Consider the following 13704-nt stretch of genomic DNA (forward strand, 5'->3'; position numbering starts at 1 on the left):
TGGTAGTTTAATCTTATGGTTGTTTCTACAGTTAATTGGAAATTTTAGGGAAACGCCAGGGCAATTGTTGGGGGAGAAGAACAGATCAACCGACTTAAAATTAGTGCGATCGCCTTTCTTTCCCCCACTCCATGTTAGCGCTTTTTGGAAATTTTGACACCCGATCCCACTGGTGGTCAAATAGCTAGTCGGTAACGACTTCAGCTTCAGCGACGACCACTTCTTCTGAATCTTCTGAATCTTCTGGTTCTTCTTCCTCTGGGGTTAAAGTACCTTCAGGGACTAATTCAATGGTGGAATGTTCTTCAATCCACTGATAAGTCTTTTTGCTAATCAGGTCATCAGTAACCACCATGCGTAGGCGCTCTGGGTTCACCTCTTGGCCTTGAAGTTGCTCCATCATTTCTTCACACTTAGCCTGAATTTCCTCTTCGGTGACAGTGATCGATTGTTGTTTAGCAACTTCTTTGATAGCCAAAGTTTCCTTGAGTTGAGCGATCGCATCAGGGCGGAGATGTTCTCGCATCCGTGGTACAGTTTCACTGTTAAACAGTTGTTTAAGGTCAATGCCCATATTACTCAACTGCATAGCCTGCTGAGTCAAGAGGCGGTCTACTTCTTCCTTAACCAGGGTTTCCGGCAATTCCACTTCCATTTCTGCCACTAAAGCCTCAGCCAAAGCCTTGTGTTTATTAGAGGTAGTTTGTTCGGCCTTTTCTTCCTGAAAACGCTTTTCTAGGGACTCGCGTAGTTCCGCCAAAGTCTCAAACTCGCTCACTTCAGCCGCAAAATCATCATCCAACTCTGGCAACTCTTTTTCTTTGAGTTCGAGTAGAGTAATCGTAAAGGTTGCCGGACAGCCAGCTAATTCCGGTTTACCATAGTCAGCCGGAAACTCAATGTTTAGCTCTTTAGTTTCCCCAGGACTCATGCCTTCAATGCCTTCGGTAAAACCGGGGATAAACTGACCTTCGGTGAGTTCCACTTGGTAGTTATCACCTTGTCCCCCTTCAATTTCTTCGGGTTCCGTTGCTCCTTTGGGGGTAAAGTATCCCTTAAAGTCCACATAGGCGGTATCACCTTTTTGAGCGGGTCGTTTTTCTACGGGGACTAGGGTTGCCATTTTCACCCGTTCACGTTCGAGGATCTCATCAACTTGCTGCGGATCAAATTTGACCTCTTCAGCTTGGACCTGAAAATCCTGGTACTTGTTGAGTTTAACTTCTGGTTCCACATCTACAGCCGCTTTGATGGTGATGGGTTGGCCAGGTTCGTACTGTTCGATGAGTTCTTCAATATTGCCAACTACTTCAAAACTGCCAATGGCCGGGATTTTTTCTTCTTCAACGATTTTGGGGAAATATTCCTGCATCAAATCATCGAGAGCCGCTGCTTTAATCCTAGAGGCTCCTAGTCGCTGGACTAGGATATGGCGGGGGACTTTGCCTTTTCGGAACCCAGGAATATTGGCAGAACGAGCATATTGGTTAATTACCTTCTCATAGGCATTTTTGGAGATTTCTGGAGAAATTTCGATATCCAGTCCAATCTGGCTGGCGGGAAGTTTTTCCTGGGTGACTTTCATGATGTACCTTGTTTAAGCGCGGACTAAGGAAAGGGAGCTATCTAAACTGCTGTCTGGGTTGTAGGCCCAGACTATTTGGTTCCAGATGCTGACAGTTCGTGGTATGGTAGTGTCATTGTTTCTGTACCACAATTTTAACTCTGGAGAACTATAATTGATAGACTAGCCAATATTTGATGCTATCAGTAGATGGCTCGAAATGGGTAGCGATCGCCATTGACTGTCACATCAACTGTCACAGTTACCGATATAATAGCCTTTAGTATAGATACAAGACTGATTAGCCTTATATATTATTAAAATTTCTGATTGATTCTCAGATTATCGATTGTCTAAAGTTCCGGGAGGAAGTGAATTTGTCAAAATCCTATAGAGTTGCTATTTTGGGTGCGACCGGGGCCGTGGGAACCGAGTTGCTGGAATTGCTGGAAAGTCGCGATTTTCCTCTGTCGGAGTTGAAGCTATTGGCTTCTCCCCGTTCGGCCGGAAATAGTCTCCGTTTTCGAGGAGAGCAACTCACAGTAGAAGCCGTTGGCGATCGCAGTTTTGATGGGGTAGATTTGGTATTAGCTTCCGCCGGAGGCTCTACTTCTAAGCAATGGGCTCACCAAGCCGTAGCAGCAGGGGCGGTGGTAGTGGACAACTCCAGTGCCTTCCGCATGGACCCCCAAGTTCCCCTGGTGGTGCCAGAAGTGAACCCAGAAGCAGTAGTTAATCATCAGGGGATTATTGCTAATCCTAACTGCACCACTATTTTGATGAATGTGGCGGTTTGGCCACTGTATCAGGTACAACCCCTGCGGCGTATAGTAGTATCTACTTATCAATCCGCTAGTGGTGCGGGAGCCAGGGCTATGGAGGAGGTGAAAACCCAAGCCAGGGCGATTTTGCAGGGAAAAACTCCCCAGGCAGAAATATTCCCCTACCCCTTGGCTTTTAATCTGTTTCCCCACAACTCGCCTATCAATGATTTAGGCTATTGTGAGGAAGAGATGAAAATGATTAATGAGACGCGGAAAATTTTTGGTGATGAAAAGTTGAGAGTTTCCGCGACTTGTGTACGGGTTCCGGTACTGCGTGCCCACTCGGAGGCGATTAACTTAGAGTTTGAGCAGCCTTTTGATGTGGCTAAGGCGCGGGATGTCCTGAGTCAAGCCCCAGGGGTCAAGTTGGTGGAAGACTGGCAGGCTAATTATTTCCCCATGCCTATTGATGCAACGGGCTGCGATCCGGTTTTGGTGGGTCGTATCCGCCAGGATCTTTCTCATCCCTGTGGGTTGGAATTATGGCTATGCGGCGATCAAGTTCGCAAGGGAGCGGCTTTAAATGCTGTCCAAATTGCTGAATTATTGGTAAGTAAAGACCTTCTGTAAGTCCCCCGTGTTGGGGGGAATGAATGATAACAAGACGGCTAACTATACGGCACAATTGACACAAAAGAAATGGTAAGTTTTGGCAGAGTAATGACGGCAATGGTAACGCCGTTTTGGGAAGATGGTAGCATTAACTATCCAGAAGCAGAGCGACTGGCGGCTCACTTGGCGGATAATGGCAGTGATACTCTGGTGGTGTGTGGCACTACTGGAGAGTCTCCGACTCTGACTTGGGATGAGGAGCATGAGTTGTTTAAGGTGGTTCAGCAGGCTGTGGCGGGTAAGGCTAAGGTGATTGCTGGTACGGGGTCAAATTCTACCCAAGAGGCGATCGCCGCCACTCAGAAAGCCGCTAAACTGGGGGTGGATGGTTCTTTGCAGGTGGTTCCCTATTACAACAAGCCTCCCCAAGAGGGATTGTATCAACACTTTTTGGCGATCGCCTCAGCTTGTGCAGATTTGCCGATTGTGTTATATAATATTCCTGGGCGTACAGGACAAAATCTCCAACCCGAAACCGTTGCACGTTTGGCATCGGTTCCTAATATTGTCGCCATCAAAGAAGCTAGTGGCAGCCTAGACCAAGCTAGTCAAATCAGGCAGTTGACACCTAAAGAGTTTCAGATATATTCTGGGGATGATTCCCTGACTTTACCACTGTTAGCAGTGGGTGGAACTGGGGTGGTGAGTGTAGCGAGTCACCTGGTAGGGAAGCAAATTCAAGATATGATCCAGATGTTTGAAGCGGGTCGGGTGCAGGAAGCAACGGAAATTCATATCAAACTCTTCAGTTTGTTTAAAACGTTGTTTATCACTACTAATCCTATTCCGATTAAAGCGGCTCTGAAATTGTTGGGCTGGAATGTGGGTCTGAGTCGGTCTCCCATGTGTGAACCTTCCCCAGAAGTGATTGAAAAGGTCAAGGGAGTTTTGGGCGAATTGGGTTTGATTGAAACTCGGTAAATTCAATAAAAATCCGGGTTTCAGACAATTGAATAGTTGTGATTATTCCTAGGTTTTGATGACTGCTTAATTCAAACTTATAGATAGCTGTTTAAACCGGGAAAAATCAACCATGGCAAACTAAGTTAATGAGGTTTTATTATGTCAAGTAACGGCAAATCTTACACCAGAACTAGACCTTCTGCTAGGTCAGTGAAAATCACCAAAAAGTTGGATAATGTACCCAAAAACAGGGAACAAACCCCGGAAGATAACTCTCCGAAATTGAAAATAATTCCCCTGGGTGGACTCCACGAAATTGGCAAAAATACCTGTGTATTTGAATATGAAGATGAAATCATCATCCTAGATGCTGGTTTAGCCTTCCCCACCGATGGAATGCACGGCGTAAATATAGTTTTACCAGATGTTACCTACCTGCGGGAAAATCGGGATAAAATTAAGGGTATGATTGTCACCCACGGTCACGAAGACCATATTGGTGGCATTGCTTTTCACCTGAAACAGTTTGATATTCCGGTGATTTATGGTCCGAGATTAGCCATGGCTCTGCTTCATGGTAAATTAGAAGAGGCGGGGGTGAGCGATCGCACCGAATTAAGAACGGTCAGACCTCGCGATATAGTGCGGATTGGCAAAAACTTCCTGGTGGAATATATCCGCAATACTCACTCAATCGCTGATAGTTTTACCGTAGCAATTAATACCCCCGTGGGAGTAGTTATCCATAGTGGTGACTTTAAGGTGGATCATACCCCGGTGGATGGCGAATTTTTCGATTTTCAGCGGTTGGCTGAGTATGGGGAAAAAGGGGTTCACTGTCTGCTGAGTGATTCGACTAACGCTGAAGTTCCTGGCTTTACTCCCTCGGAGGCTTCCGTTTATCCGAATCTGGAAAGAATTATTGCGACTGCTTCGGGACGGGTGTTGGTCACTACTTTCGCTTCATCGGTTCACCGGGTCAATATTATTCTGAGTATTGCTCAAAAATTGGGGCGTTCTGTGGCTGTGGTAGGGCGATCGATGTTAAATGTGATTGCTCATTCTCGGAATTTGGGTTATATAAAATGTCCTGATAATCTGTTTATTCCCCTCAATGCGATTCGCAGTTTACCTGATGAAAAGGTGTTGATTTTAACTACAGGTTCCCAGGGTGAACCCTTGGCGGCGATGACCCGAATTGCTAATGGCGCTCACCGACAAATTAGCATTAAACAAGGGGATACAATTGTCTTTTCTGCTAACCCGATTCCCGGAAATACCATTGCGGTTGTCAATACTATTGATAAACTGATGATGCAGGGTGCTAATGTGATTTATGGCCGCCATCATGGTATTCATGTTTCCGGTCATGGTTGTCAGGAAGACCATAAATTGATGTTGGCGTTGACTCGTCCTAAGTTTTTTGTTCCTGTACATGGTGAACATCGGATGTTAGTACAACACAGCAAAACTGCTAAAAGTATGGGTATTCCACCAGAAAATATGGTGATTATCAATAACGGTGATGTGGTGGAGTTGACCGAAAATTCCATTCGCGTTGGTGGTAAAGTTCCTTCTGGTATTGAGCCGGTCGATTCCTCTCGCACTGGGTTTGTGCGTGATGATGTCCTGAAAGAACGCCAGCAGTTGGCTGAGGATGGTTTAATTACTGTAGCGGTGGCTGTTAGTGATGAGGGTAAACTTTTGGCGACTCCTGAAACTCACCTGAAAGGGGTGGTGATGACTGCTGATCAGGCTGCGTTTAAACAACATATTGTTAAGGTGATTGAGGCTACTTTAAGCGATCGCTGGTCAGAGTTGAGTCGGTCCTTTGGTAATGGCGAAGGTAATCAAATTGATTGGGTGGGGGTACGCACCGAGATTGAAAGAGCGATCGCTCGTTTGTTGCGGCGTGAATTACAAAGCAATCCTCTGTTAGTGGTGTTGATGCAAACTCCCGAAGAAAGTCCTGATTCTAGTGCTTCTTCTTCTTCGGAAACTCCCCAGCCAACTACCGGACGGAGAAGACCTCGCACAGCAGCTCGTGTCGCTTCCTAATTGACTGTAAAGGTCGCCATGAGTGAGCGGGTTTAGCAGCTTCAGTTTAACACTGGTCGCTGCTATCCCGCTCCGGCTTTGCTTAACCGTCAGACTCTCAAGTGTGTTAGTTTTTTTGCTGGCTGAAAAATACGGCAGCCAGAATAATTAACCCTAGTAATGCGAGGGGAACTAACAGAGATAAAATAGGCGTATTAGTTGACATGATTTTATCGGAATTGTGATTCCTGTCTTAATGTGTGTTATAATATAGGGTAACTTTTTCGGTGAAAGTTATCTAGGGGGAAACCATGAATCAAACTGATCTGGTGAAATGGTTGCAGGAAAGAACTGCACTGAGCCTCCTTGATGATGAAATATTGCAGGCGATCGCACCTCAACTGGAAGAACGCACCATTCCTATAAATACCGTCGTGGTGACTAAAGGAACTTCCCCAGATCGGCTTTATATTTTGCGATCGGGTGATTGGGAAAACCCAGACGCACCCAAGGCGGATAAGTATTTACCTGGAATCGCCATTAATCTGCAATCATTACTGTTAAATAATCCAGTTCAACAAACATTAATTACCCGAACAGATTGTCAATTTTGGGTGATGAAGGCGGGAGAATTTCACAAGTTTGTAGAAGCCCATCCCGAAATTAATCAAGCCTTTTCTCAGCAACTAGCCGAAGAAGTCGAGGAACTTTCCGCTCAATTGGTTTATGAGCAGGAAAGGTTAGCCATTTTACAACCCTATTTAATTCCGAGAGCGCGGCGAGGAATTGTCGGAAAAAGTCGTTATGCGGTGAGGTTGCGATCGCAAATTAAAGAGGCTTCTAAAAATCGTAAATCCGTCCTAATTTTTGGGGAACCAGGAATCGAAAAAGACAACTTAGCGGCTTTGATTCATTTTGGGTCTGATGACCGCCGAGAACCAGTCATTCAAGTAAATTGTTCTAAACTCCAAACCAGTGGCGCAGATTTATTTGGACGGACAGGGGGAAAATCTGGGTTAATTGAAGCCTTGGGAAAGGGAACTTTAATATTTAATAATATCCAAGAATTACCCCCAGAATTAATCCCCGCCATCTCAAATTTATTAGAACTAGGAACTTATATTCCGGTCAGTAAAGGTGGCGCGGAAACCGTCAATGCTAAAGTTTCTCAAGCTCGGATTATCATTATATCAGAAAAGATGGTGGCTAAGATTGAAACCTTAGTCGAAACCGTGATTAAAGTGCCACCTTTGAGGGTAAGAAAATCTGATATTGGCGATTGGGTTAATTATAATATTAGCCTAATTTGTCGGAATAAAGGTATTAACCGAGTCCAGATGACCCCGGAAGCCTTGCGACGACTACAAGCCTATGATTTTCCCAATAATTTGCGGGAATTACGAAACCTGGTCGAAAGGGCGATCGTTCAACTCCAAGGCTGTGCAGAAATCACCGAAGAAATTATTTGGCCGTCTCAAACTAAAAAGCAGCAATTCCGAGTTAATTTATTAAATACCTATCCGAAATTCCGCAAATTTCTCAGAAGTCCCTGGTGGCCGGATCGGATTAATTATGGCTTTACTGTAGCTGTTTTTGCCGCCGTGGTGGCGATTTTATTCCTCGGTCCTCAAACGCGATCGCAAAATTTCGCTCTCAACCTATTTTGGGCCTGGTGGTGGCCATTGGTTTTGTTAATCTTCCCATTTTTAGGTCGCGTATGGTGTGCAGTTTGTCCCTTTATGATTTACGGAGAAATCACCCAAAAACTATCTCTCTGGCTGTTTCCGCGTCAATTAAAAAAATGGCCGAGACAGTCAGCCGAAAAGTGGGGAGGGTGGTTTTTATTCGGTTTATTCGCCCTAATTTTACTCTGGGAAGAATTGTGGGATTTACCAAATACCGCCTATTTATCAGCTTGTTTATTGCTACTCATTACCGCCGGAGCCATGATTTTTTCAGCTATTTTTGAACGGCGTTTTTGGTGTCGTTATCTGTGTCCCATTGGCGGTATGAATGGGATGTTTGCCAAATTAGCCATCACCGAATTACGCGCACAGCAGGGAACCTGTTCCGCCGAATGCAACACCTACCAATGCTATAAAGGAGGACCCCAAAAAGGCGAAGGAATGGAAACAGCCGGATGTCCTTTATATTCTCACCCTGCACAATTAGAAGATAATCGAGATTGTGTATTGTGTATGACCTGTTTAAAAGCCTGTCCCCATCGTTCAGTTGAGGTCAATTTGCGACCCCCAGGAATTGAATTATGGACTACTCATATACCTCGCACCTATGAAGTAGCCTTACTGTTTTTATTATTAGATGCCGTCTTTTTACATCATTTACCCCAATTACAACAGTATTTTAATTTTACCCTAAATTTAGATAATTTCTGGATACATTTAGGAGTTGCAACCGTAGTCTTAGCTTTACCTGCTATAATTCCCGGTTTTGCTCATCTTATTTATCGGTTAATTTCCCCAAGAAAGCCTCGGAAATTTATCGAGTTAGCTTATGGTTTACTTCCCTTTGCGTTAGCCATTAATTTAGCTCATTATCTACGGTTAGGGTTAGCAGAAGGTGGCAGAATTTTACCAGTTACCCTTGCTACTTTTGGCTTAGATGGTTCCAGTCTCCCCGTTTGGGTTGCTCACCCAGCAGTCATTGAATTTTTGCAGGGAACCACCTTATTATCCGGGATATTAATCGCCATTTTACTAACTCAAAAAATTGCCCGCCAACCCATCAAAACCCTATTACCTCAACATTTAGCCACCCTTATTTTAGGCTTCATATCATGGCAAATTGTTGTGGGATTTTAGGATAGTAAGAACTGCTACTATACCCAATATATCGCTAATTAGATATGCCAAAAAATCCCAGCCACAATTTAGAAGATAGTGACGAAGAACTACTTACCTTTAAGTATTCAATAACCAGTTATGGTGCTGATTATCCCGTTGATAGTTTAGTTAAACGGATGAAAAATGGCAGCATATATGTACCCACATTTCAACGAGGATATGTCTGGGACCATAGAGAAGCATCTCGTTTTATTGAGTCCCTGTTATTGGGTCTACCAGTACCGGGAATTTTTCTCGCTAAAGAACAAGATACTCAAAAACTTCTAGTTATTGATGGTCAACAAAGGTTAAAGACTATTCAATACTTTTATGATGGTGTTTTTGAACCTAATCAAAAGGAATTTTCCTTAACCAAAGTAGCTCATAAGTTTGACGGATTAACTTATCAAACTCTCTCGGAAGAGGATAGACGTAGACTCGATGATTCCATTATACCTGCTACCATTGTTAAACAGGATGAACCCTCAGATGATAATAGCAGTATTTACTATATTTTTGAGCGACTTAATACTGGTGGTCAACAATTAAAACCTCAAGAAATTCGCGCCTGTATCTATCACGGAGAGTTTAATAATTTATTAGCAGAACTTAATTATCATCAGTATTGGCGAGATATATATGGTTCCCCAAAACCTGATAAACGTATGCGAGATCAGGAAATGATTTTGCGTTTTCTGGCTCTATATTTTGAGGGTGATAACTATCAAAAACCGATGAAAGGTTTCTTAAATGATTTTATTGGTAAAAATCGCCATCTTCATAGGTATGATAAATCAGAAATTCAACTAGCTTTTATTCGCACTATTGAAACTGCTTATGACATTTGGGGGGTTCGAGCTTTTAAACCTAAAAATCAGATTAATGCAGCAGTTTTTGACTGTATTATGGTGGGTTTGGCTCGCCGATTAGAAAAGGGTTCTATTAAGGATAAAGAATCACTCGATACTAATTATCAAAATCTTTTTAAAAGTCAAAATTTCTTGGATGTAACTGTCAACAGTTCCCGTACTACCGAGAAATCAACTGTAGAAAAGCGTCTCGAACAAGCTATCAATGCTTTTAAAAATGTACAATAAAAAATGTAACAGTTGTGCGTTACAAACAGCAGTAATAATTAGAGTATACTATCAAAATGCAGTTAAACTTGTTGATATGCTTGAGGAATTGTGTGAGGGTAAATATGTTTAAAATGTGATAATTATGGGATGATTAATTATTTTTTAGTTAGTCAGTATCGACAAACCAGTGATTAATACCAAATCCTACCGCGCGATGAGATTGACATAATTCTGCGGCTAATTGTAGTGACGCTTTTTGACCGATTTCGGTTTCAAATACCGAAGAAAATACCCCATCAATCCCTAGGGTATGATATAATTTCCTTAACTGCTTTGGGGAACCTACTATAGCAGGTTTTATCACAAAAATACCTCGCCAACCTTGTTGATAACATTGATTGATTTGGGTGAGGGTCGCGACAGATTCATCTAAGGCTATGGAGGTTAAATGACCTTTAGTTAAGGCTAACATTCCCTCTAACTCATTAACACCTAGAGGTTGCTCTAAAAACTCTATTTTAAAGCTAGTATCTCCCAGGCTTATTCTATCACAAATATCTAACAAGCGATCGCTTTCCGCAAAATTTAACCCACCATTCGCATCGAGTCGCAGCGATAACCCTTGAATTTCACTCATTTGGCTGGCTAATATCTCCAACCAATTCAACTCATTATCAATGCTATCAACCCCGATTTTCCACTTGAGAGTTGTATATCCCCTATTAACTAAATCTTTCCAAGCAGATAAACCCGCTTTTCCTGTAGGAAGCAGTCCGCTATTTTCTAGCTTAGGTATTTCCTCATCATTTCCCTGTAATTGAGTTAAAGCCGACTCCAAGCCAAACTGACAAGCTGGGAGACTCATAGGAATCGAAAAAATCAGATTTTCTGTAATTATCCCAGGTAGACTTTCACAAAAATCCATAGCCTCCCTGAGAGTTTCCGACCCAAACCAACTAAGAGGCGCAATTTCTCCCCAGCCAACTTTACCCTTTTCGTCCATTAACTCAATAATAATCCCTTCCCTAACCTCCCAGAGTCCGTGATGAGTTTTTAAAGGCTGTTTAAATCTACGGGAGTATTTATTAAACTTAAATTTGATAGTCATTGAATTGCATTTAACTAGACCAAGCATCAATAATTTTAATCATAGTTTTGTCTGCTAAACCCTTAACATTAGCAATCACTTGTTGATAATTGATAAATTTACCCAGTTTTTCCCTCGCTTCACAAATACCTTTAGCTAAGTTTTTAGAATTACTAATATTAGCCCGATTTAATCGCCTCAATAACTCCTCCTGAGTCAAACTATTGAATAAATCGAGAGGGTTAATAATGGGTTGATTTGGCGACTCTGACTCTCTCATTGGGGAAGGTTGGGGAGATTCTATAGCTTTAAATCGCCGTTCATTTTGTTGTTGATAATCCCTCAATTCCTGCTGAATTTGACTCACATAGGTTTCTAGTCGTTGTTCAAGATTATTTAACCGAGACTCTAAATGAGGAGATGGAGATGTCGTTAATGTTACAGTTTCCCCTATCTGATTATTTACCAAGCTAGGAGTTACCGTAAAACGCTCAATTAACTCCACCTGTTTTAATACCTTAGCTTCATGTTTGTCAGCAATCACAAAAGCATTAACCATCTCAGCTTTGCGGGGGTCTTTTTCCCTAGCTTTCACCGCCGCATAATATTCTAAATTACCTGAAATAACTTGATAATTTTCTAACCCTTGCATTTTCAGGATTAAGGGTTTAATAATTCCCCCACATTCTAAAATTTTATCGGCTAACTCCTCTAATTCAGATTCGGAAAAATTAGACCGAGGTACATGAGAATTAATGCTTTTAACATCCACCAAAGAAAATCTGATCATGATTTATTTACCTAACTTTTCTAAAACTTCCTCTGTCAACTGTACAAATTCCATCGCTGCTGGTGAATCTGGCGCAAATTCTAGCACAGATTGGGGGTCCGGTATCTCTAAATCTCCCATAGTTATAGTCTGGTTGGTACATTGAGACAAAACTGTTCTTTCAAAGATTATGCTATTCATAATCGGTACATTATGGGAATTTAACAGGGATTCTTTTTGCTTGGGGAAGACATAATTAAAAAATCGCGAATTGGTGGATATTTTAGATGGCAATATCCCCAAAATTGCCAAATCCTTTTTACCAATTAAGGCACGAAATTCATCAATTTGACCAATAAATTCTAAAACTGTAGGTAATCCTTGATTAGCAAAGGGTTTCAGGTCTGATGGGATTATTAAATAATCCGCCGCAATTAAGGCAATTTCTGCATAAATATCCCGGGAGGGAGGAGTATCAATAATCACGATATCATAATCTTCTTTAACTCGCCTTAGCTTGGTGACTAAACGGGTTTTATTAGATGCAACTTGGTTGAGTTTATATTGCTTTTCAATTAAGTTAATATGGGAGGGTATTACATCAATTTCGGGTTGATTAAATCCGTCGGTTTTTCTGACGACATCAGGAATAAAGTGATAATCACCTGATTCGATAACATGGGAAACATTGCGATCTCTTAAATCATCATCTTCCACAAATAAAAATTTCATTAAGCCAGTCGCAAAGGTGGAGTTGGCTTGAGAGTCTAAATCGATAAGTAGTATTTTGTGACCTTGTTTTTGTAAACAGGCGGCTAGGTTAATGGCTATGGTGGTTTTACCTACTCCACCTTTATTATGGTAAACAGCAATAGTTTTCATACCTGGTTATTTAAGGGTTTGTTAAAGATTGTCATATTTAGGAAATAAAGTCAAGGATTAAGTCTACCCAAATTTGGGGATTTTCGCCGTGGATGTTATGGCCACAGCCGGGAACTATTTTTATGGTTGCGAAGGTACATAAACCCGTAATTTCTCGGTTAATTTGTTTAAATTTATGGTCAAATTCTCCCACTAATAATAGTAAAGGTATCTGATTTTGAGATAACTTATCCCAGAGTGTTGGCTGGGTTCCGGTTCCCGAATTTATGAGGATTTTCGCTAATTCTGTAGGGTTATTTTTGAGACGATCGCCTATAATTTTATCAAAATTGGGCGAGTTTTTAAAGGATGTAAATAGGGGTAAACTATACCACCAGTTGAGGAAGTCTTGAAAGTTACTATTTTGTAGTTTATTGGCTATTTGATTATCTGATAAACGCCGCTGCGATCGCTCAATTTCCGTTTTCAGTCCTGGTGATGCTGATTCCAGAATTGCTTGCTTAAATCGTGTGGGATAGTGTAAAATCAAATAGAGTCCTAAACGACCTCCCATAGAATATCCAATCAGGACACAATTATCAATTTTCAGGTAATCCAAAAGACCAATTAAACCGGAGGCGATCGCTGGTATTTGATAGGCTTCATCTCCTGCTAATACCTGAGTTTTTCCTTGTCCTGGTAAATCAATAGTTAAGCAGGAGAAATGCTGAGAAAGGGAGGGTATAGCCGGGTCAAAGTCTCGGCAATTTCCCATAAAGCCATGTAATAGCAAAATTATAGGCTGAGTGCGATCGCCGTGTAATTCACCATAAAAACTATAACACCCCACCCGCCATTGTGGCATTTAATCGACTCCTATTTGTTAGTCAAATATCCAATGCAAAAAGGGAACCGCCGCCGCACAAAAAGCCATAAACCCAAATAAACCCCCCAGCATTCCATAAAGCAAAAATTGGTCGCCGCGATCCTTAGCCAATTTCACAATAACGTAACTGTAGCCATAGCAAACCAGGAAGAAAATAACAATAAAGCCAGTGAAGTAATATTGCATAACCAAATCAGGTCTAAAAAGTCTAATTATCCATTATAGGAAAATTATGGTCA

At 41.9% G+C, this 13704-nt stretch carries 11 protein-coding genes; 5 read left to right on the forward strand and 6 right to left on the reverse strand.

The window, feature by feature from the left end:
* Nucleotides 1-184: 184 nt before the first annotated feature.
* A complete protein-coding gene (tig, locus tag N39L_RS21835) occupies nucleotides 185-1585 on the reverse strand; it encodes a trigger factor (protein ID WP_006619395.1) in 1401 nt (466 codons plus the stop codon).
* Between the two features lie 356 nt (nucleotides 1586-1941).
* Between tig and N39L_RS21840 the strand changes: the two genes are divergently transcribed.
* The 5 genes from N39L_RS21840 to N39L_RS21860 all read left to right on the forward strand — a co-directional run bounded on the left by N39L_RS21840 (nucleotide 1942) and on the right by N39L_RS21860 (nucleotide 9880).
* A complete protein-coding gene (locus tag N39L_RS21840; RefSeq protein ID WP_035736971.1) occupies nucleotides 1942-2958 on the forward strand; it encodes an aspartate-semialdehyde dehydrogenase in 1017 nt (338 codons plus the stop codon).
* A 69-nt stretch (nucleotides 2959-3027) separates the two neighbouring features.
* A complete protein-coding gene (dapA, locus tag N39L_RS21845) occupies nucleotides 3028-3921 on the forward strand; it encodes a 4-hydroxy-tetrahydrodipicolinate synthase (protein WP_014276358.1) in 894 nt (297 codons plus the stop codon).
* Nucleotides 3922-4062: 141 nt separating this feature from the next.
* Complete coding sequence (locus N39L_RS21850) at nucleotides 4063-5961, forward strand: ribonuclease J (RefSeq protein WP_006619398.1); 1899 nt, start codon at nucleotides 4063-4065, stop codon at nucleotides 5959-5961.
* A gap of 290 nt (nucleotides 5962-6251) precedes the next feature.
* A complete protein-coding gene (locus N39L_RS21855) occupies nucleotides 6252-8762 on the forward strand; it encodes a sigma 54-interacting transcriptional regulator (protein ID WP_006619399.1) in 2511 nt (836 codons plus the stop codon).
* A 44-nt stretch (nucleotides 8763-8806) separates the two neighbouring features.
* The gene (locus N39L_RS21860; RefSeq protein ID WP_006619400.1) at nucleotides 8807-9880 is read left to right on the forward strand and encodes a DUF262 domain-containing protein; all 1074 of its coding nucleotides are present in this window, start codon (nucleotides 8807-8809) and stop codon (nucleotides 9878-9880) included.
* 148 nt (nucleotides 9881-10028) lie between these two features.
* Here N39L_RS21860 and N39L_RS21865 read toward each other — a convergent pair whose 3' ends face one another.
* From N39L_RS21865 to N39L_RS21885, 5 genes are read right to left on the reverse strand one after another with little or no spacing between them, the layout of a single operon-like run.
* Entirely contained in the window at nucleotides 10029-10970 is a 942-nt protein-coding gene (locus N39L_RS21865) for an o-succinylbenzoate synthase (protein WP_014276360.1), read from the reverse strand.
* A gap of 10 nt (nucleotides 10971-10980) precedes the next feature.
* A complete protein-coding gene (locus N39L_RS21870) occupies nucleotides 10981-11739 on the reverse strand; it encodes a ParB N-terminal domain-containing protein (protein ID WP_006619402.1) in 759 nt (252 codons plus the stop codon).
* A 3-nt stretch (nucleotides 11740-11742) separates the two neighbouring features.
* Nucleotides 11743-12600 (reverse strand): ParA family protein, encoded by an 858-nt coding sequence (locus N39L_RS21875; protein WP_006619403.1) that lies wholly within the window; start codon nucleotides 12598-12600, stop codon nucleotides 11743-11745.
* Between the two features lie 37 nt (nucleotides 12601-12637).
* A complete protein-coding gene (menH, locus tag N39L_RS21880) occupies nucleotides 12638-13444 on the reverse strand; it encodes a 2-succinyl-6-hydroxy-2,4-cyclohexadiene-1-carboxylate synthase (RefSeq protein WP_006619404.1) in 807 nt (268 codons plus the stop codon).
* Between the two features lie 18 nt (nucleotides 13445-13462).
* A complete protein-coding gene (locus tag N39L_RS21885) occupies nucleotides 13463-13651 on the reverse strand; it encodes a hypothetical protein (protein ID WP_006619405.1) in 189 nt (62 codons plus the stop codon).
* Nucleotides 13652-13704: the final 53 nt, after the last annotated feature.

It is taken from the genome of Limnospira platensis NIES-39 (assembly GCF_026000695.1).
Taxonomy (GTDB): Bacteria; Cyanobacteriota; Cyanobacteriia; order Cyanobacteriales; family Microcoleaceae; genus Limnospira; species Limnospira platensis.